General features: G+C 61.1%; 16 protein-coding genes. 8 read left to right on the top strand and 8 right to left on the bottom strand.

All coding sequences use genetic code 11. The features are described from left to right. The first annotated feature begins 200 nt into the window (after nt 1-200). Entirely contained in the window at nt 201-1,451 is a 1,251-nt protein-coding gene (locus LOY70_RS04725) for an aspartate aminotransferase family protein (RefSeq protein WP_265033791.1), read from the top strand. Between the two features lie 183 nt (nt 1,452-1,634). On the opposite strand, the gene trxB is transcribed toward LOY70_RS04725, so the two are convergent. Continuing rightward, on the bottom strand, nt 1,635-2,597 hold the full coding sequence (gene trxB, locus LOY70_RS04720; RefSeq protein ID WP_265033790.1) for a thioredoxin-disulfide reductase: 963 nt from the start codon (nt 2,595-2,597) through the stop codon (nt 1,635-1,637). A 311-nt stretch (nt 2,598-2,908) separates the two neighbouring features. On the opposite strand from trxB, the gene cysZ reads away from it, so the two are divergent. After that, nucleotides 2,909-3,664: a sulfate transporter CysZ gene (cysZ, locus tag LOY70_RS04715; RefSeq protein WP_123342749.1), complete on the top strand. Its 756-nt coding sequence runs from the start codon at nt 2,909-2,911 to the stop codon at nt 3,662-3,664. Nucleotides 3,665-3,704: 40 nt separating this feature from the next. Beyond that, nucleotides 3,705-4,904, top strand: a complete 1,200-nt coding sequence (locus tag LOY70_RS04710) for a glycosyltransferase family 4 protein (protein ID WP_265033789.1) — start codon at nt 3,705-3,707, stop codon at nt 4,902-4,904. A 137-nt stretch (nt 4,905-5,041) separates the two neighbouring features. Here the strand turns inward: LOY70_RS04710 and LOY70_RS04705 are convergent, their stop codons facing one another. From LOY70_RS04705 to LOY70_RS04695, 3 genes are all read right to left on the bottom strand, one after another. Continuing rightward, entirely contained in the window at nt 5,042-6,145 is a 1,104-nt protein-coding gene (locus LOY70_RS04705) for an NADH:flavin oxidoreductase (protein WP_265033788.1), read from the bottom strand. Nucleotides 6,146-6,458: 313 nt separating this feature from the next. Next, a complete protein-coding gene (locus tag LOY70_RS04700) occupies nt 6,459-6,941 on the bottom strand; it encodes a glutathione peroxidase (protein ID WP_265033787.1) in 483 nt (160 codons plus the stop codon). Between the two features lie 114 nt (nt 6,942-7,055). After that, nucleotides 7,056-7,541 (bottom strand): FKBP-type peptidyl-prolyl cis-trans isomerase, encoded by a 486-nt coding sequence (locus LOY70_RS04695; protein ID WP_123342753.1) that lies wholly within the window; start codon nt 7,539-7,541, stop codon nt 7,056-7,058. Between LOY70_RS04695 and LOY70_RS04690 the strand changes: the two genes are divergently transcribed. Genes LOY70_RS04690 through LOY70_RS04680 form a run of 3 tightly spaced genes read left to right on the top strand, consistent with a single transcriptional unit; the run spans nt 7,510 to nt 10,917 of the window. Further along, complete coding sequence (locus LOY70_RS04690; protein ID WP_123342972.1) at nt 7,510-7,848, top strand: DUF3565 domain-containing protein; 339 nt, start codon at nt 7,510-7,512, stop codon at nt 7,846-7,848. The two genes, LOY70_RS04695 and LOY70_RS04690, sit on opposite strands and share 32 nt — an antisense overlap. Before the next feature lie 60 nt (nt 7,849-7,908). After that, nucleotides 7,909-10,008, top strand: a complete 2,100-nt coding sequence (gene pta, locus LOY70_RS04685) for a phosphate acetyltransferase (protein ID WP_025211879.1) — start codon at nt 7,909-7,911, stop codon at nt 10,006-10,008. After that, entirely contained in the window at nt 10,009-10,917 is a 909-nt protein-coding gene (locus LOY70_RS04680; protein WP_265033786.1) for an acyltransferase, read from the top strand. A 175-nt stretch (nt 10,918-11,092) separates the two neighbouring features. On the opposite strand, the gene cysN is transcribed toward LOY70_RS04680, so the two are convergent. The 4 genes from cysN to LOY70_RS04660 form a co-directional block, all read right to left on the bottom strand. Next, the gene (gene cysN / locus LOY70_RS04675) at nt 11,093-12,991 is read right to left on the bottom strand and encodes a sulfate adenylyltransferase subunit CysN (RefSeq protein ID WP_025211877.1); all 1,899 of its coding nucleotides are present in this window, start codon (nt 12,989-12,991) and stop codon (nt 11,093-11,095) included. A gap of 53 nt (nt 12,992-13,044) precedes the next feature. Continuing rightward, nucleotides 13,045-13,386 (bottom strand): four helix bundle protein, encoded by a 342-nt coding sequence (locus LOY70_RS04670; RefSeq protein ID WP_265033785.1) that lies wholly within the window; start codon nt 13,384-13,386, stop codon nt 13,045-13,047. A 103-nt stretch (nt 13,387-13,489) separates the two neighbouring features. Further along, nucleotides 13,490-14,407: a sulfate adenylyltransferase subunit CysD gene (gene cysD, locus LOY70_RS04665; RefSeq protein ID WP_003178041.1), complete on the bottom strand. Its 918-nt coding sequence runs from the start codon at nt 14,405-14,407 to the stop codon at nt 13,490-13,492. 249 nt (nt 14,408-14,656) lie between these two features. After that, a complete protein-coding gene (locus tag LOY70_RS04660) occupies nt 14,657-15,415 on the bottom strand; it encodes a Nif3-like dinuclear metal center hexameric protein (protein ID WP_265033784.1) in 759 nt (252 codons plus the stop codon). Between the two features lie 104 nt (nt 15,416-15,519). Here LOY70_RS04660 and algW point away from each other — a divergent pair, with 104 nt between their 5' ends. Together algW and LOY70_RS04650 are read left to right on the top strand one after the other, a co-directional pair. Further along, entirely contained in the window at nt 15,520-16,680 is a 1,161-nt protein-coding gene (algW, locus tag LOY70_RS04655) for a Do family serine endopeptidase AlgW (RefSeq protein WP_265033783.1), read from the top strand. A gap of 296 nt (nt 16,681-16,976) precedes the next feature. Next, entirely contained in the window at nt 16,977-19,082 is a 2,106-nt protein-coding gene (locus tag LOY70_RS04650) for a TonB-dependent siderophore receptor (RefSeq protein ID WP_265033782.1), read from the top strand. Nucleotides 19,083-19,094: the final 12 nt, after the last annotated feature.

Here is a 19,094-nt window from a genome sequence, read left to right as displayed (position 1 = left end):
ATTGGGTAAGTGCTTTGGGGCTGCTTCGCAGCCCAGCGGGGATAAATCCCCTCGCCACAAGGGCTCCATTCATCCTTATTGAAGAACACCTCACCACATCCCGACTTTTAAGATTGACCCGGCAACTTTATTTCGTTTGCCGGGCCCCTCTGCTCGCGGCTTAGATAAAGGAAATCCTTCCTCCCTCCGAGCCGTCATCCATGAGCAGCGAAACCATCAGCCAGTCGATCTCCATCGTGCACCCCGTCAGCCTCAGCCATGGCAGGAATGCCGAAGTCTGGGACACCGATGGCAAGCGCTACATTGATTTCGTCGGCGGCATCGGCGTGTTGAATCTCGGCCATTGTCATCCGCGCGTCGTCGAGGCGATCCGCGAACAAGCCACCCGGCTGACGCACTACGCGTTCAACGCCGCGCCCCATGCGCCCTACATCGAACTGATGGAGCGCCTGGCGGCGTTTGTCCCGGTGGATTACCCGGTCAGTGGCATGCTCACCAACAGTGGCGCAGAAGCGGCGGAAAACGCCTTGAAGATCGTGCGCGGTGCCACGGGCCGCACCGCCGTCATCGCCTTCGATGGTGGTTTCCATGGTCGAACCCTGGCCACCCTCAACCTCAACGGCAAGGTCGCGCCCTATAAACAAAAGGTCGGTGTGCTGCCTGGGCCGGTCTATCACCTGCCCTACCCCAGCCAGGACAACGGCGTAACGTGTGCCGAGGCCTTGAAGGCCATGGAACGGCTGTTCAGCGTCGAGATCGACGTGAACGATGTCGCCTGCTTCATCGTCGAGCCGGTCCAGGGCGAAGCCGGTTTCCTGGCCATGGACATACCATTCGCGCAGGCCCTGCGGCAGTTCTGCGACGACAAGGGCATTGTGCTGATCATCGATGAAATCCAGTCCGGCTTCGGTCGCACCGGCCAGCGTTTTGCATTCTCGCGCCTGGGCATCGAGCCCGACCTGATCCTGCTGGGCAAAAGTATTGCCGGCGGCGTCCCCCTCGGTGCGGTGGTGGGGCGCAAGGCGCTGCTGGACAACCTGCCCAAGGGCGGACTGGGCGGCACCTACTCAGGCAACCCCATCGCCTGCGCTGCCGCACTGGCAACCCTGGACGAAATGACCGACGCGAACCTGCACGCCTGGGGCACGCAACAGGAAGAGGCGATCGTCAGCCGCTACGAATCCTGGCGCCGCCGAGGGCTGTCACCGTTCCTCGGCCGCCTGACCGGTATCGGCGCCATGCGCGGTATCGAACTGGCCCACGCCGACGGCACCCCGGCACCGGCGCAACTGACGCAATTGCTGGCGCTGGCGCGGGAGTCAGGGTTGCTGCTGATGCCCAGCGGTAAATCGCGGCACATCATCCGGCTGTTGGCGCCGCTGACGACCGAGGCGCAGGTGTTGGAGGAAGGGTTGGATATTCTGGAGGCCTGCCTGGCGAAGCTGGCCTGAAATGCAGCGTTGCTGACCACACAGAACCTGTGGGAGCGAGCTTGCTCGCGATAGCGTCAGGTCTGCCGACATCGATGTTGACTGATACATCGCCATCGCGAGCAAGCTCGCTCCCACAGGGGTTCACCGGCAGGTACCCAGGCATTAAAAAACCGGCCGAAGCCGGTTTTTTATGTAGATGAATCAGAACGAAGCGTTCTGCAGGTCATCCAGGTAACGCTCTGCGTCCAGGGCCGCCATGCAACCGGCACCGGCCGAGGTGATGGCTTGGCGGTAGACGTGGTCGGCCACGTCGCCGGCGGCGAAGATACCTTCGACGCTGGTGGCGGTGGCGTTGCCGTCGCGGCCGCCCTTGACCACCAGGTAGCCGTCCTTGAGCTCCAACTGCCCTTCGAACAACGAAGTGTTCGGGGTATGGCCGATGGCGATGAATACGCCATCGACTTTCAGCTCGTCAAAGCTGCCGTCGTTACTTTTCAGACGGGCGCCGGTCACGCCCATGTTGTCGCCCAGCACTTCATCCAGGGTCGCGTTGAGCTTGAGGATGATCTTGCCTTCGGCGACGCGGGCATTGAGCTTGTCGATCAGGATCTTCTCGGCGCGGAAGGTCTCACGACGGTGGACCAGGGTAACCGTGCTGGCGATGTTGGCCAGGTACAGGGCTTCCTCGACGGCGGTGTTGCCGCCACCCACCACGGCCACTGGCTTGTTGCGGTAGAAGAAACCATCGCAGGTCGCGCAGGCGGAAACGCCTTTGCCCATGAAGGCTTCTTCCGACGGCAGGCCCAGGTAACGCGCACTGGCACCAGTGGCGATGATCAGCGCATCGCAGGTGTAGGTCGCGCTGTCACCCTTCAGGGTGTACGGCTTGGCGGCGAAGTCCACGGCATTGATGTGATCGAAAACGATTTCAGTCTCGAAACGCTCGGCGTGCTCTTTCATACGCTCCATCAACGCCGGGCCGGTCAGGCCGTGAACGTCGCCCGGCCAGTTGTCGACTTCGGTGGTGGTGGTCAATTGACCGCCGGCCTGCATGCCGGTGATCAGCAGCGGCTTGAGGTTGGCACGGGCTGCATAAACCGCAGCGCTGTAACCGGCAGGGCCGGAACCGAGAATAATCACTCGCGAATGACGGACTTCAGACATGACCTGCTCCTGTTGACCGGACCTTGCGGGCCGGAACGCCGGGTGAGTGGCGTGAATAAAAAAGGACCGTTGACGCACTTGGGAAGGCTTGGTTCGACAGTCCTGAAAAAAGAATGGGTGCAGCGTATCGAGGGTGCGAAGATTAAGGAAATACGGTTTAACAATCCAGCTCATAGGTGAGCTCTATCCGCAGCGGCCCTTTCAATAGGTGGCATCCGCTGCAATAAAGGTTGTTACGCGCCATGTCGCCGCTTTCCCGCGCACGGCAAAGCCGGTAAGGTCGGCGCGTTCACCTTCGCTCGGAGTCACCTATGCCCGCCCCCGTCCTGTCCGGCCCGCAATATTTGCGAGAAGGCCTCAAGCTGGTCTTGAGCCCGGGCCTGCGTTTGTTCGTACTCTTGCCCCTGGCCATCAACCTGGTGCTGTTCGTCGGATTGATTTACCTGGCCGGCCATCAGTTCAGCCTGTGGGTCGACACACTGATGCCGTCGCTGCCGGACTGGCTGAGTTTCCTCAACTACGTCCTTTGGCCGCTGTTCGTGGTGCTCGTCGTGCTGATGGTGTTTTTCACCTTCACCATGCTCGCCAACATCATCGCCGCGCCGTTCAACGGTTTTCTCGCGGAGAAAGTCGAGGTTGTCGTCCGGGGCACCGATGATTTCCCCGCCTTCAGTTGGGGCGAGTTGGTCGCCATGATCCCACGGACCCTTGCCCGGGAGGCGCGTAAGCTCGGCTATTTCCTGCCCCGTGCCCTGGGGCTGTTCGTGCTCTCGTTCATCCCCGTGATCAATATCGTGGCCGCACCGCTGTGGCTGCTGTTCGGTGTGTGGATGATGGCGATCCAGTACATCGACTACCCGGCGGACAACCACAAGCTGGGCTGGAACGAAATGCTCGCCTGGCTGCGGGAAAAACGCTGGCAGAGCCTGGGCTTTGGCGGCAGCGTGTACCTGGTGCTGTTGATCCCGGTGGTGAACATCCTGATGATGCCGGCGGCGGTAGCCGGGGCGACCTTGTTCTGGGTGCGCGAGCAAGGCGCCGAAACCGCTTTGGCCCGGCAAGGCTGAGCCTGTCACAAATCCATCATCCTGGCGTCACAATGACGAAATGGCCCCGGTCGACACTGGGGTCATGACCACATCTCTGCACATTACCCTGATCACCGAAACCTTCCCGCCGGAAATCAATGGCGTGGCCAATACCCTGGGCCGCCTGTATGACGGCTTGCGCGCCCGCGGGCATCGGGTGGAGCTGATCCGCCCCCGCCAGGTCGATGACCAACGCCAGGCCAGTGATGAGCAGTTGTTGCTGTGCCGAGGCTGGCCGCTGCCGGGGTATCCGGGTTTGCAGTGGGGCCAGGCGTCGATGCACAAGCTGCTGCGGCGCTGGAAACGTCATCGTCCGGATGTGCTGTACATCGCCACGGAAGGCCCCCTGGGTTTGTCGGCGTTGCGTGCAGCGCGGCGCCTGGGCATCTCGGTGGTCAGTGGTTTCCACACCAATTTCCAGCAATACACCCAGCAGTACGGCCTGGGCTTGTTGAGTCGCGTGCTGACCCATTACCTGCGCTGGTTTCATAACCGCTCCAACTTGACCCTGGTCCCCAGTCTCAGCCAGCGCATGGAGCTGGAGCGTCGGCATTTCGAGCGGGTGGCGCTGCTGTCTCGCGGGGTGGACAGCCAGTTGTTCCATCCCATCAAGCGCTCGGCCACCCTGCGTGAGGCCTGGGGCTTGGGCGAGGAAGACATCGCCGTGATCCATGTCGGGCGCCTGGCACCGGAGAAAAACCTCGGGTTGCTCAAGCGCAGTTTCGACACGCTGTGCAGCGCATTTCCGGGTCGGCGGATGAAACTGGTGGTGGTCGGCGACGGCCCGCAACGATCCGCGCTGGAGCAGGAGCTGCCCGACGCAATCTTTTGTGGCTCACAACGTGGCGAGGCGCTGGCCTGTCATTATGCGTCCGCCGATGTGTTTGTCTTTCCAAGCCTGACCGAAACCTTCGGCAATGTCGTGCTGGAGGCATTGGCGTCCGGGCTGGGTGTGGTGGCCTATGATCAGGCTGCGGCGGCGCAACACATCCGCCACGGCTACAACGGCGTGCTGGCAATGCCGGGGGACGAAGAAGCGTTCTGCGACGGGGCCCGCTGGCTGCTGGAAGAGCGCGAGGCCTTGCGTTGCGTGCGGCTCAATGCGCGCCAACATGCCAGTCGCCAAGGTTGGGCGGCGGTGATCGAGCAATTTGAGGCGCAGTTGCGTGGGGTTTGTGTCGGCGAATCAGTGATGCCCGCTGCGCCGACAGTGCGCTGAGTCTTCGGCGATATTGAGATCGCCATCGCGAGCAAGCTCGCTCCCACATTTGATCTTCAGCGAACATGAGTCTGGTGTTCGACAAAGATCCCCTGTGGGAGCGAGCTTGCTCGCGATGGCGTCAGATCAGGCGCCGCTTAAACCAGCGTCATCAACGCCTCACGACTGAACGGCAAGATCTCCTGCTCACGCCCTTCGCGCACTTTTTGCGCCCAGTCCGGATCCACCAGCAGCGCACGTCCCACCGCCACCAGGTCGAACTCATCGTTGTTCAGGCGTTCCAGCAGTTTCTCCAGGCTGGCCGGCTGCGCGACTTTGTCGGTGTTGACCATGAACTGCAGGAACTCGCCGTCCAGGCCGACGCTGCCAACGGTGATGGTGGGCTTGCCGGTGAGCTGACGGGTCCAGCCGGCCAGGTTCAACTCGGAGCCTTCGAATTCCGGCTCCCAGAAACGGCGTGTCGAGCAGTGGAAAATATCCACGCCAGCGTCGGACAACGGCTTGAGGAATTCACCCAGGGCTTCAGGGGTCTGCACCAGGCGCGCGGTGTAATCCTGCTGTTTCCATTGGGAGAACCGGAAAATGATCGGGAAGCCCTCACCCACGGCCGCGCGCACGGCGCGAATCAATTCGATCGCAAAGCGCGAACGGTTGGCCAGGCTGCCGCCGTAACCATCGGTGCGCTGGTTGCTGCCTTCCCAGAAGAACTGGTCCACCAGGTAACCGTGGGCGCCGTGGATTTCCACGCCGTCCATGCCGATGCTCTGGGCGTCTTTCGCGGCCTGGGCGAACGCAGCGATAACCTCGTCGATATCGGCCTGGGTCATGCCATGGACCACCACCTGACCGTCCTTGAGCTTCTCGGTCGGGCCATAGCCCGGCACGCTGGCATCAGGCTCGGTCCCGGCGCGTCGTACACTGCCCACATGCCACAGCTGCGGAACGATCTTGCCGCCTTCGGCATGCACCGCATCAACCACTTTTTTCCAACCGGCCAGCGCGGCATCACCATAGAAATGCGGCACGTTCGGATAGCCGTTGGAGGCCTTGTGTCCGACAGTCGTGCCTTCGGTGATGATCAGGCCAACCCCGGCCGCCGCGCGACGACGGTAATACTCGATCACCTTGCTGTTCGGCACGCCGCCTGGTGAAAAGGAACGGGTCATCGGCGCCATTACCACGCGGGTCGGCAGCTCGAGCGTGCCGAGGTGGAAGGGTTTGAACAGGGCTTTTACAGGCATGGGGCACTCCACGGGACAAGGTCGCAGGTCTATATGACAAGGATAATATGTGGCGTGCCTAGTGCTGGGTAGCACTATTGATTGGAATGATTAAGGATTAGAAGGGAGCAGACGGATCGCGATTAGGTGGACTGAACCGAATGCACAGCCGGGTGCAGAACTTGTGGCGAGGGGATTTATCCCCGCTGGGCTGCGCAGCAGTCCTAAAATCTGATATCCGGGTGTGTCAGCCTAATCAAGTCGCTTGCTCTTGGGGCTGCTTCGCAGCCCAGCGGGGATAAATCCCCTCGCCACAGGGTGCCGTGCCTGGCTTTCAACCCAACGCTTTTTCGATGGCCTGGATCACCGTAGGGTCATCCGGCGCCGTACGCGGCGAGAAACGCGCGAGTACGCGACCGTCCTTGCCGAGCAGGAATTTTTCGAAGTTCCAGGTAATCTCCCCGGGAAACTCGGCGCCCTCGCCCGCCAGCAGGCGGTACAACTGATGACGGTCAGGGCCGTTCACGTCCAGCTTGCCGGACAGCGGGAACGTCACGCCGTAGTTGAGGCTGCAGAACGCCTGGATTTCCTCCTCGGTCCCCGGTTCTTGCCCGGCGAACTGATTGCAGGGCAGGCCCAACACACTGAAACCCCTGGCCTTGTATTGCTGGTAGAGACTTTCCAGCGCAGCGTACTGAGGCGTCAGCCCACACTTGGAGGCGACGTTGACCACCAGCACGACTTGCCCCTTGAAAGGCGCCAGAGCAAGCTCCTGACCATCCAGGGCTTTCAGTTTAAGGTCGTGAAAAGCACTCATGACGAACTCCAGGTTTGCGGATCTTTTCGAAACAGCCATGGGTGATGCTAACAGCAACCGACTAAAAAGGCGCCGTATGGCGCCTCTCCAGTTCACTTGAGCGTAGCGCAGAAATCAGTGGTGATGGCCACCTTCGCCATGGACGTGACCATGGGCGATTTCTTCCTGGCTGGCGTCACGAATGTCGACGATCTTGACCTTGAAGTTCAAGCGCTGGCCGGCCAGTGGGTGGTTGCCGTCAACGGTGACATCGTCGCCTTCCAGATCGCGGATGGTGACGATCTGCATCTGGCCATCGGGCGCCGAGGCGTGGAACTGCATGCCCACTTCCAGCTCGTCCACGCCTTCGAACATGCTGCGGCTCAGGGTGCTGACCAGTTCGGCGGAGTATTCACCGTAAGCGTCTTCCGGCTCGACGGCAACGTTCAGGTCGTCACCGACCGTTTTGCCTTCCAAGGCTTTTTCCAAGCCCGGGATGATGTTGCCTGCGCCATGCAGGTAGACCAGCGGAGCGCCGCCGGCAGAGCTGTCGATGACCTCACCAGCGTCGTTGGTCAGGGTATAGTCGATGGAGACAGCCTTATTGGCGGCGATCAGCATGGGGCGAGACCTTTTGCATAAGAATGAAGAACGGACAAGTCTAAACAAGGATTTGCCCGAAAGCGAACGGAACCCGGACAAACGGGCTTGCTCGAACAGACCAACGGTCACCGGTTTTCATCAGGACGAGGACGGTCACTGGGTGGCCGAGCTGTCCTGCGGTCACACCCAGCACCTGCGCCACCAGCCACCGTGGCAATCCCGGGCCTGGGTGCTCGACCCTGCGCAACGTATTGAAAAAATAGGCCAGCCCTTTGCTTGCGGCTGGTGCGCTCAAGGCCCGGTTAGCGATAACCTTGGCGACTGAATTGTGGGTAGACGGCCAGTCATAGGCCGCGCCATTGCCATGCTCCTTTAGAGAATCCGCATGCAAACTTTTTTTATCGCACCCACCGATTTTGGTGTGGGTCTGACCTCCATCAGCCTCGGGCTGGTGCGTACACTCGAACGGGCCGGGCTGAAAGTCGGCTTTTTCAAACCCATCGCCCAGCCTCACCCCGGCGATACCGGGCCGGAGCGCTCCACTGAACTGGTGGCCCGCACCCACGGCCTCAAGCCACCGCAGCCCCTGGGCCTGGCTCACGTCGAGCGAATGCTGGGGGACGGCCAGCTCGATGAGCTGCTGGAAGAAATCATCACCCTTTACCAGCAAGCAGCCATCGGCAAGGACGTGCTGGTTGTCGAAGGCATGGTCCCGACCCGCAACGCCAGCTACGCCGCCCGGGTCAACCTGCACCTGGCCAAGAGCCTGGACGCCGAGGTCATCCTGGTGTCGGCGCCGGAAAACGAAGTGCTGACCGAGCTGTCCGGCCGGGTAGAGCTGCAGGCGCAACTGTTCGGCGGACCGAAAGATCCGAAAGTCCTCGGAGTGATCCTGAACAAGGTCCGCACCGACGAAAGCATGGAGGCGTTTTCCGCGCGCCTCAAGGAGCACTCGCCCCTGCTGCGCAGCGGCGATTTCCGCCTGCTCGGTTGCATCCCGTTTCGCCCCGAACTCAACGCCCCGCGCACCCGCGACGTGGCCGACCTGATGGGCGCACAGGTGCTCAATGCCGGCGACTACGAAACCCGGCGCATGAGCAACATCATCATTTGCGCCCGCACCATGCGCAACACGGTGGAACTGCTCAAGCCCGGCGTACTGGTGGTGACCCCCGGCGATCGCGACGACATCATCCTGGCCGTGAGCCTGGCGGCGATCAACGGCGTGCCACTGGCCGGCCTGCTGCTGACCAGCGACACCCTGCCCGACCCACGCATCATGGACTTGTGCCGCGGCGCCTTGCAGGCCGGCTTGCCGGTGCTGTCGGTGAGCACCGGCTCCTATGACACCGCCAACCTGCTCAACGGCCTGAACAAGGAAATCCCGATCGACGACCGCGAACGCGCCGAGATCATCACCGATTTCGTCGCCAGCCACCTGGATGCCAAATGGCTGCACCAGCGCTGCGGCACGCCACGGGAAATGCGCCTGTCGCCAGCGGTGTTCCGCTATCAATTGATCCAGCGCGCCCAGGCCGCCAACAAACGCATCGTGCTGCCCGAAGGCAGCGAACCGCTGACCGTCCAGGCCGCCGCCATTTGCCAGGCCCGGGGCATCGCCCGCTGCGTGTTGCTGGCCAAACCGGCCGACGTCGAGGCGGTGGCCCGCGCCCAAGGCATCGAGCTGCCGCCGGGGCTGGAGATTCTCGACCCGGATTCGATTCGCGAGCGTTATGTCGAACCGATGGTGAGGCTGCGCAAGAGCAAAAGCCTGAACGCGCCGATGGCCGAGCAGCAACTGGAAGACACCGTGGTCATCGGCACCATGATGCTCGCACTGGATGAGGTCGACGGCCTGGTGTCCGGGGTCATCCACTCCACCGCCAACACCATCCGCCCGGCCTTGCAACTGATCAAGACCGCGCCGGGTTGCACCCTGGTGTCTTCGGTGTTTTTCATGCTGTTTCCCGAAGAAGTGCTGGTCTACGGCGACTGCGTAATGAACCCGCATCCCAGCGCTACGGAACTGGCGGAGATTGCCCTGCAGAGCGCCGACTCGGCCGCCGCGTTCGGCATCACCCCACGGGTGGCCATGCTCAGTTATTCCAGCGGCGAGTCGGCCAGCGGCGAAGAAGTGGAGAAAGTCCGCGAAGCCACGTTGCTGGCCCATGAGGCGCAGCACAGTTTGCTGATCGACGGCCCGTTGCAATACGACGCCGCCGCCAACGAAGCCGTGGCACGGCAACTGGCGCCCAACAGCCAGGTGGCCGGCCGGGCGACCGTCTTCATCTTCCCGGACCTGAACACCGGCAATACCACCCACAAGGCGGTACAGCGCAGCGCCGATTGCGTCAGCCTCGGGCCGATGCTGCAAGGCCTGCGCAAACCGGTGAACGACTTGCCTCGCGGCGCCCAGGTCGACGACATCGTGTACACCATCGCCCTGACCGCGATCCAAGCCGCCAACCGACCCATGGATATTTAAATGCTGGATTTCCTGCCTGCCGCCGCGCGCGGCGTCATTGCCTCGCTGCTCTTGGCGCTGAACACCATCGCCTGCTGCACGCCGCTGTTCATCGTGGCGATCTTCAAGCTGTTGCTGCCCTTCCCGGCCGCCCAGCGCTTCACTGACTGGCTGATGGGCCACATCCACGAAACCTGGATCAGCAACAACAAGGCCTGGATGAACCTGCTGCGCCGCACCCGCTGGCACCTCAGCGGCCTGGAGGGCCTGGACTACCAGCATTCCTACCTGGTCACCAGCAACCACCAGAGCTGGGTCGACATCATGGTGCTGCAATACGTGCTGAACCGACGCATCCGCCCGTTGAAGTTTTTTCTCAAGCAGGAGCTGATCTGGGTACCGGTGATCGGCCTGGCCTGGTGGGCGCTGGGGTTCCCGTTCATGAAACGCTACTCCAAGGCTTACCTGGAGAAGCATCCGGAAAAGAAAGGCAAGGACCTGGAAACCACCCGCAAGACCTGCGCGAAGTTTCGCAACAATCCGGTGGGCATTTTCAACTTCGTCGAAGGCACGCGCTTCACCGAAGGCAAGCATGCCCAGCAACAGTCACCGTTTCGCTACCTGCTCAAGCCCAAGGCTGGCGGCATCGCGTTTGTGCTTGATGCCATGGGTGAGCAACTGGAGTCGATCATCAACGTGACGATCCATTATCCGGGCGGGCGTCCGGGGTATTGGGATTTGCTGTGCGGCAAGATGGGCGAGGTGGTGGTGCATTTCCAGGAACTGAAGATTCCAGCGCAGTTCATCAGGAAAAACTACGATCAGGACGGCGCGTATCGCCTGGAATTCCAAGGCTGGATCAACCAGTTGTGGCAGGACAAGGATGCGTTGCTTGCGCAGATGCACCGCGAGTATCCAGATCACCGTTAATCCCTGTGGGAGCGGGCTTGCTCGCGAAAGCGGTGTGTCAGCTCATGAAGATGTTGGATGTTCCATCGTCTTCGCGAGCAAGCCCGCTCCCACATTTGATCTAGTGCCCCTCTGGAAATGAAAAAGCCCGCAGATGATCACTCACCTGCGGGCTTTTTATTTACAGCGGCGTTCCTTAGATCGCCCCACGCTTGCGCAGCAGATCCAGGACCTGCTTGACGCTCTCTTCCAATGTCAGCGATTGGGTGTCGATCACCAGGTCGGCGTCCAGCGGCACGTCGTACGGGAAGGACTCGCCCGGGATGTTGTCGCCAGCAGCGGCATACAGCCCTTGCGGATCACGCTGGGCGCACACAGTCGGCGAGGCCTGGACGTAGACCGTCAGCAGACGCTCCCGGCCGATCAGGTCTTTGGCTTGCTCACGTCCTTCGGCATTTGGCGCAACGAAGGCGGCGAGGGTCAGCAGGCCGGCTTCGTTGAACTGGCGGGCGACGTGAGCCGCACGGCGCCAGTTCTCGGTACGCCCGGCGCGATCCTGCGGCAAGCCCTTGTTCAGGTCATGACGCAGGTTCTGGCCATCAAGGACGAATACCGCACGCCCCATGTCGAACAACTTGCGTTCCACCGCATAGGCCAGCGTGCTTTTACCCGCGCCCGACAGGCCACTGAACAACACCGTGGCCGGCTGCTGGCCGAAGCGCTGGGCGCGTTCTTCCACCGACACATGGGCCAGTTTGCCGTGGTGCGTGCTGCTGCCATGGGCCAGCGGCTGGGCGACGATCATGCCGGCGCCGACCGTGCCGTTGGTCAGGCGGTCAATGATGATAAATGAGCCGGTGGTGCGGTTGCTCTCGTAACCGTCCAGGGCGATCGGCGCATCCAGCGCGATCTTCACCTTGCCGATTTCATTGAGCTGCAACGCGCTGGCCGGACCTTCTTCCAGGGTGTTCACGTCGACCTTGTTGACAATGCTGGCAATCGAGCCCGGCACATAACTGGTGGCGCGCTTGATGTCGTATTTCTTGCCCGGCAGCATCGGCTCTTCAGCCATCCACACCAGCATCGCTTCGAAGCTGTCGGTCACTGGCGGCACGTTGTCGGCATGCACCAACAGGTCGCCACGGGAGATGTCGATCTCGTCTTCCATGGTCAGCGTGACTGCCTGACCGGGACCGGCGTGTTCCAGCTCGCCTTCGAAGGTGACGATGGATTTGACGCGGCTGCTCTTGCCCGAGGGCAGCACCACCACTTCGTCGCCCTTGTGCACGATGCCGCTGGCGAGGGTGCCGGCGAAACCGCGGAAGTTCAGGTTCGGACGGTTGACGTACTGCACCGGGAAACGCAGGTCGGTGAAGTTGCGGTCGCCCGCCACTTCCACGGTCTCGAGGATTTCCATCAGCGACTGGCCGGTGTACCACGGCGAGCGCTCGGATTTGTTCACCACGTTGTCGCCCTTGAGGGCCGACATCGGCACGAAATGCATGCTGGTGGGCTTCATCTTCAAGCCTTCGGCGAACTTCAGGTAGTCGGCCTTGATCGACTCGAACACGCCCTGGTCGAAGTCCTTGAGGTCCATCTTGTTGATGGCCACGACGATGTGCTTGATGCCCAGCAACGAGGCGATGAAGCTGTGGCGACGGGTCTGGGTCTGCACGCCGTAGCGGGCATCCACCAGGATGATCGCCAGGTCACAGGTGGAGGCACCGGTGGCCATGTTGCGGGTGTACTGCTCATGGCCGGGGGTATCGGCGATGATGAACTTGCGCTTGGCGGTGGAGAAATAGCGGTAGGCGACATCGATGGTGATGCCTTGCTCGCGCTCGGCCTGCAGGCCGTCGACCAGCAACGCCAGGTCGATATCGTCCCCGGTGGTGCCGACTTTCTTCGAATCGCGGGTGATGGCTTCCAGGTGATCTTCGTAGATCATCTTGGAGTCGTGCAGCAGGCGCCCGATCAGGGTGCTCTTGCCGTCGTCGACGTTACCGCAGGTCAAAAAGCGCAGCAGCTCTTTACGCTCGTGCTGGCCCAGGTAGGCGAGGATGTCCTCGCTGATCAAATCAGATTGGTGGCTCATTGTGTTCAAGCTCCGAGCTGTAAGCTTCAAGCGGCAAGCTTGTCGGCGTACAGCTAGTCAGAAATTTTGTTTATCAAGCCGCAGAGCATTTTTGATAGCTCGCGAGTTTCTGCAATCCAGTTATCAGCCAGCGGGGGGGCGATGTAAGCAATGTCGCTGCCGATGAGAATCTGTGTTCGTAACTCTCCACAAGAGGCCTTCGCGATCCAAAGAAAACGTACCTTTTCTTTGGCGCTGCGCCGCTCCATTCCCTCAGCAATATTGGAAGGCACCGAAAGTGCTGAGCGGGTGATTTGGTCTTTAAAACCAAGATCCCTGCATTGAGCAAACTCTCGGTAGATTCCCACCGCCAGACACTTGCTTCTCTGCCAAACAACCAACTTCTCGAAATCCATTACGAGTCACTCAATCGCGGCTCGCAACAACCGGCTGCAAGCACCAAGCTACAAATTACGCATACCGCCTTTAACTTGCAGCTTGCCGCTTGTAACTCGAAGCTTAAAAGTACCCTTGACGTTTTTTATCTTCCATCGAGCCTGCGCCATCGTGGTCGATGACCCGGCCCTGGCGCTCGGAAGTTCGCGTCAGGAGCATTTCCTGGATGATGTCCGTCAGGCTCTCGGCCTCGGACTCCACCGCGCCCGTCAACGGGTAGCAGCCAAGGGTACGGAAACGCACTTTCTTCTTGACGATACGGGCTTTGTCTTCATCGGACAGGTGCTCGAGGATGCGCTCGTCGTCGATCATGATCAGCGTGCCGTTCTTCTCGATCACTTCTCGCTCGGCGGCGAAGTACAGCGGCACGATCGGGATGCCTTCGAGGTAGATGTACTGCCAGATGTCCAGCTCGGTCCAGTTCGACAGTGGGAATACGCGGATCGACTCGCCCTTGTTGACCTTGCCGTTGTAGACGTTCCACAGCTCCGGACGCTGGTTCTTTGGATCCCAGCGGTGCTTGCTGTCGCGGAACGAGTACACGCGCTCCTTGGCGCGGGATTTCTCTTCATCGCGACGGGCACCGCCGAACGCGGCGTCGAAACCATATTTGTCCAAGGCCTGCTTGAGGCCTTCGGTCTTCATGATGTCGGTGTGCTTGGCACTGCCGTGGGTGAACGGGTTGATGCCCTGCGCCACGCCGTCCGGGTTCACATGGGTGATCAGGTCCAGGCCCAGTTCCTCGACCATGCGGTCGCGGAACTTGTACATTTCCTGGAATTTCCAGCGGGTGTCGACGTGCATCACCGGAAACGGCAGCTTGCCGGGGAAGAACGCCTTGCGTGCCAGGTGCAGCATCACGGCGGAGTCTTTACCGATGGAGTACAGCATCACCGGGTTATCGAACTCGGCGGCCACCTCGCGGATGATGTGGATGCTTTCCGCCTCCAGCTGTTTCAGATGCGTCAGTTTGTCGACCATGGCTACTCACGAAAACTTTCTTATGAACGGCCAGCGGGCCGTGTTCGAGCGGGGAATCCTAGCACAGCGACCTCTTCTAATCAGGGCGCCAACTAGATCGAAACAGCATATGGATATGCCTGGGTGTTCGGGTGTTGCACCGAGCTTTGTGGGAGCGGGCTTGCTCGCGAATGCGGTGGGTCAGTCAACAGATATGCAACTGAACCACCGCATTCGCGAGCAAGCCCGCTCCCACAGGTTCGGTTACAGTCAAATAGGATTCGGGCAATCGATGAAGATATGCTCCAGGGCAAACCGTCGCGCCAGGTAATCGCCCAATGCCTGGACACCGTAGCGCTCGGTCGCATGGTGCCCGGCGGCGATGAAGCTGATGCCGTTTTCCCGGGCGCTGTGGAAGGTCTGTTCCGACGCCTCGCCGCTGAGGTACAGGTCGACCCCGGCCAGTACCGCCTGATCGATGTAGCCCTGGCCGCCGCCCGTGCACCAGCCGACCCGGCGAATCATCTGCTCGCCTTCGATCAGCAATGGCTCGCGGCCCATCACTTCCTGGACCTTGCGGGCAAAATCCCGCGGCGTCATCGGCTCGGACAGGGAGCCAACCAGGCCGACCACCTTGGGGTTGTCCGGATCCAGCGGTCCCTCGACAGTGATGTCCAATTGACGAGCCAATTGCACGTTATTGCCCACCTCGGCATGCAAATCCAGTGGCAGGTGATAAGCCAGCAGACTGATGTCATGCTTGAGCAAGGTTTTGAGGCGACGTTGTTTCATGCCGGTGATGCAGGGGTTTTCGCCTTTCCAGAAGTAACCGTGATGCACCAGCACCAGATCGGCGTCGGCTTCCACCGCGGCCTCGAGCAACGCCTGGCTGGCAGTGACGCCGCTGACGATACGCCTCACCTGCGGCGCGCCTTCGACCTGCAGGCCGTTGGGGCAGTAATCGGCAATCCGGCTGCTGGCCAGGTAACGGTCCGCTTCTTCGACCAGGGTGTTCAGGGCTACGGCCATGAAAAGACTCCTAAATATCCCGTTCAGAGGCACGCGCGGCCTCGTATAATGCGCGACATTATGGGCGGTCTCATACCGCCTGCAACCTTTGTAGGACGTGCTTAATGCTCAAGGCGCTGCGTTTTTCCGGCTGGCCGCTATTGGCCGGCGTGCTTGTCGCTCTACTGATTATCCAGCGCTACCCGGAATGGGTCGGCCTGCCCAGCCTTGACGTCAACCTGCAACAGGCGCCGCAAACCAAGGCGGTGCAACAGGGGCCAGTGTCCTATGCCGACGCCGTGACCACCGCGGCACCGGCGGTGGTCAACCTATACACCACCAAGGTCATCAACAAGCCCAGCCATCCTTTATTCGAAGACCCGCAATTCCGACGTTTCTTCGGCGACAACTCGCCCAAGCAGAAACGCATGGAGTCGAGCCTGGGGTCGGGCGTGATCATGAGCCCGGAAGGTTATATCTTGACCAACAACCACGTCACCAGCGGTGCCGACCAGATCGTGGTAGCCCTCAAGGATGGCCGTGAAACCCTGGCCCGGGTGATCGGCAGCGACCCGGAAACCGACCTCGCGGTGTTGAAGATCGACCTGAAGAACCTGCCGGCCATCACCATCGGCCGCTCCGACAGCATCCGCATCGGCGATGTCACCCTGGCCATCGGCAACCCGTTCGGCGTCGGCCAGACCGTGACCATGGGCATCATCAGCGCCACCGGACGCAACCAGTTGGGCCTGAACAACTACGAAGACTTCATCCAGACCGATGCCGCGATCAACCCCGGCAACTCCGGCGGCGCGCTGGTGGACGCCAACGGCAATCTCACCGGGATTAACACGGCGATTTTCTCCAAGTCCGGCGGCAGCCAGGGCATCGGTTTCGCCATTCCGGTGAAACTGGCGATGGAAGTGATGAAGTCCATCATCGAACACGGTCAGGTGATTCGCGGCTGGCTGGGGATTGAAGTCCAGCCACTCACCCAGGAACTGGCGGAGTCCTTCGGCTTGTCCGGGCGGCCTGGCATCGTGGTGGCGGGGATCTTCCGCGATGGCCCGGCGCAGAAGGCCGGCTTGCAGCTGGGCGACGTGATCCTGAGCATCGACGGGGAGCCGGCTGGCGATGGCCGCCGCTCGATGAACCAGGTGGCGCGGATCAAGCCCACCGACAAAGTCACCATCCAGGTGATGCGCAATGGCAAGGAGCTCAAGCTCACCGCTGAAATCGGCCTGCGTCCACCGCCGGCACCGGTGGTGCTCAAGGAAGAAGAGTAGCTGCGGAGCACATCCTGTGGCTGGCAAAACCCTGTGGCGAGGGGATTTATCCCCGCTGGGTTGCGCAGCAACCCCAAAATCAGACACCGCGGTCCATCAGATGAACCGCACCAACTGATCTACGGCTGCTGCGCAGCCGAACGGGGATAAATCCCCTCGCCACAAAGATTCCTACCTGCATCTCCAATGTGATCCCCTTGGCAAACTTATCCAGATTCCAGTTCAAAATACAGATAGCATAAATTCTCATTAGTAGTGTTATATTGTTTCAATACTAAAAATTGGAACAACATAACATGTCATCCTTAAAACGGATTTCAGCTGCCAGCCTTGCCCTGGGCCTACTGGGCGATCCGGCCTACGCCGAGGAAATCCAGCCGCTGGAGCTGGACGCCATCAGCGTGACGTCCGACTACGAATCCCCCACCGGCCCCGTCACAGGCTATCGCGCGACCCGCTCGGCCAGCGCCACCAAGACCGACACCGCCCTGCGCGACATCCCGCAATCCGTCAGCGTGATCCCCGCCAGCGTCCTCAAGGATTTGGGCAGCACCAGTGTCGAGCGGGCGCTGGAGTATGCCGGCGGCGTGTCCAGGCAAAACAACTTCGGCGGCCTGACGCTCTACGAATACAGCGTGCGCGGTTTCACGACGTCGGAGTTCTACAAGGACGGCTTCAGCGCCAACCGCGGCTATCCGAGTACGCCGGATGCCGCCAACATCGAACGCATCGAAGTGCTCAAGGGCCCGGCGGCCAGTCTGTATGGACGAGGCGATCCCGGCGGCACGGTGAACATCGTCACCAAGAAGCCCCAGCCCGAAGCCTTCACCACCCTGCAGACCAGCGCCGGCAGCTGGGATCGCTATCGCACCGCGCTGGACGTCAACACACCACTGGACACCGAGGGCAACCTGCTGTCGCGGGTCAACCTGGCGGTCGAGGACAACCACAGTTTCCGCGATCACGTCGACAGCAAGCGCGTCTTCGTCGCACCCTCCATCAGTTGGCAATTGAGCCCCGACACCCGCCTGTTGCTGGAAAGCGAAATCGTGCGCCACAGCTCGACGTTCGACCGCGGCATCGTCGCACCGAACAACCGCTGGAGCGGCGTTTCCCGTTCGACCTTCCTGGGCGAGCCCAACGACGGCGACATCGACAACCACAACAACATGCTCCAGGCAGCCCTCGAACATCAGCTCAACGATACCTGGCAAGTACGCCTGGCCAGCCATTACAAGCAAGGCGAACTGTGGGGCTTTGCCTCCGAGGCGCGCCCGCTGAACGCCGACGGCCACACAGTGAACCGCCGCTACCGCGAGCGTGACAACGATTGGCACGACAGCATCACTCAGCTGGAATTGCGCGGTCTGTTCGACCTGGGCCCCTGGCAGCACGAACTGCTGGTCGGTACTGAATACGAGGATTACCGCAAGAACGAGCGCGTGACCACCATCGCCGGCGGTGCTTATCCCATCGACATCTATCAACCGATCTATGGCCAGCCAAAACCCAACGGCACGCGCTCCGGCACAGACTTCTTCGAGCACGTCCAAAGCCGGGCGTTGAACCTTCAGGATCAGATCGTGTTCACCGACAAACTGCGGGGCATGCTCGGCGTGCGTTATGAGCATTTCGAGCAGAGCATCGACGACCACACCACCGACGTCACCCGCCGCCAACGTCACGACGCCCTGACGCAACGGGCCGGCTTGCTGTATCAACTGACGCCGCAAGTCGGGCTGTTCGCCAATGCCTCCACCTCGTTCAAGCCCAATAATGGCCTGGATGCGGACGGTAAGACCTTCGACCCGGAGGAAGGGGTTGGCTATGAAGTGGGGATCAAGAGCGAGCTGTTCGACAATCGCCTGAGCAGCACGCTGGCAGCATTCCATATAGAGAAGGAAAACGTTCTGGCGCCGGTTCCGGGTACTGACACCAACGTCGCCACGGGCAAGGCCCGCAGCCAGGGGATCGATCTGCAAGTCACCGGGCAAGTCACCGACGCCATACGGGTGATCGGCGCTTTCGCCTACATCGATGCTGAAGTGACCAAGGGTGACAAAACCATTCCCACAGGCAGCCGGATCCTCGGCGTCGCCAAGCGCAGCGGCAGCCTGCTCGGCGTCTACGAATTCCAGGACGGGCACCTGCGGGGCTCGGATCTCGGCGCGGCATTCACCTATGTTGGAGACCGCTCGGGTGAAGCCGGCAAGGATTTCGAATTACCGGCCTACCACACCGTGGACCTGCTGGCCCATTACAAAGCCAGCGATAACGTCACCGTGGGCCTGAACCTGAACAACGTCTTCGACGAAAAATACTTCGAGCGCTCCTACAGCAACTACTGGGTCACCCCCGGCGCGCCGCGCAACTTCACCGTCAGCCTCACCCTCGATATGTAAAGGAAACCCCCT

It is taken from the genome of Pseudomonas sp. B21-054 (genome assembly GCF_026016345.1).
In the GTDB taxonomy this organism is placed as follows: Bacteria; Pseudomonadota; Gammaproteobacteria; order Pseudomonadales; family Pseudomonadaceae; genus Aquipseudomonas.
Note: the sequence above shows the minus strand (reverse complement) of the source record. Positions and strands in the feature narration are given on the sequence as shown.

Bases quoted from the DNA above. Each gene is read 5' to 3' on its own strand.
- LOY70_RS04725 (WP_265033791.1), top strand. From the start codon at position 201: ATGAGCAGCGAAACCATCAGCCAGTCGATCTCCATCGTGCACCCCGTC.
- trxB (WP_265033790.1), bottom strand. From the start codon at position 2,597: ATGTCTGAAGTCCGTCATTCGCGAGTGATTATTCTCGGTTCCGGCCCT.
- cysZ (WP_123342749.1), top strand. From the start codon at position 2,909: ATGCCCGCCCCCGTCCTGTCCGGCCCGCAATATTTGCGAGAAGGCCTC.
- LOY70_RS04710 (WP_265033789.1), top strand. From the start codon at position 3,705: ATGGCCCCGGTCGACACTGGGGTCATGACCACATCTCTGCACATTACC.
- LOY70_RS04705 (WP_265033788.1), bottom strand. From the start codon at position 6,145: ATGCCTGTAAAAGCCCTGTTCAAACCCTTCCACCTCGGCACGCTCGAG.
- LOY70_RS04700 (WP_265033787.1), bottom strand. From the start codon at position 6,941: ATGAGTGCTTTTCACGACCTTAAACTGAAAGCCCTGGATGGTCAGGAG.
- LOY70_RS04690 (WP_123342972.1), top strand. From the start codon at position 7,510: ATGGAGACAGCCTTATTGGCGGCGATCAGCATGGGGCGAGACCTTTTG.
- LOY70_RS04695 (WP_123342753.1), bottom strand. From the start codon at position 7,541: ATGCTGATCGCCGCCAATAAGGCTGTCTCCATCGACTATACCCTGACC.
- pta (WP_025211879.1), top strand. From the start codon at position 7,909: ATGCAAACTTTTTTTATCGCACCCACCGATTTTGGTGTGGGTCTGACC.
- LOY70_RS04680 (WP_265033786.1), top strand. From the start codon at position 10,009: ATGCTGGATTTCCTGCCTGCCGCCGCGCGCGGCGTCATTGCCTCGCTG.
- cysN (WP_025211877.1), bottom strand. From the start codon at position 12,991: ATGAGCCACCAATCTGATTTGATCAGCGAGGACATCCTCGCCTACCTG.
- LOY70_RS04670 (WP_265033785.1), bottom strand. From the start codon at position 13,386: ATGGATTTCGAGAAGTTGGTTGTTTGGCAGAGAAGCAAGTGTCTGGCG.
- cysD (WP_003178041.1), bottom strand. From the start codon at position 14,407: ATGGTCGACAAACTGACGCATCTGAAACAGCTGGAGGCGGAAAGCATC.
- LOY70_RS04660 (WP_265033784.1), bottom strand. From the start codon at position 15,415: ATGGCCGTAGCCCTGAACACCCTGGTCGAAGAAGCGGACCGTTACCTG.
- algW (WP_265033783.1), top strand. From the start codon at position 15,520: ATGCTCAAGGCGCTGCGTTTTTCCGGCTGGCCGCTATTGGCCGGCGTG.
- LOY70_RS04650 (WP_265033782.1), top strand. From the start codon at position 16,977: ATGTCATCCTTAAAACGGATTTCAGCTGCCAGCCTTGCCCTGGGCCTA.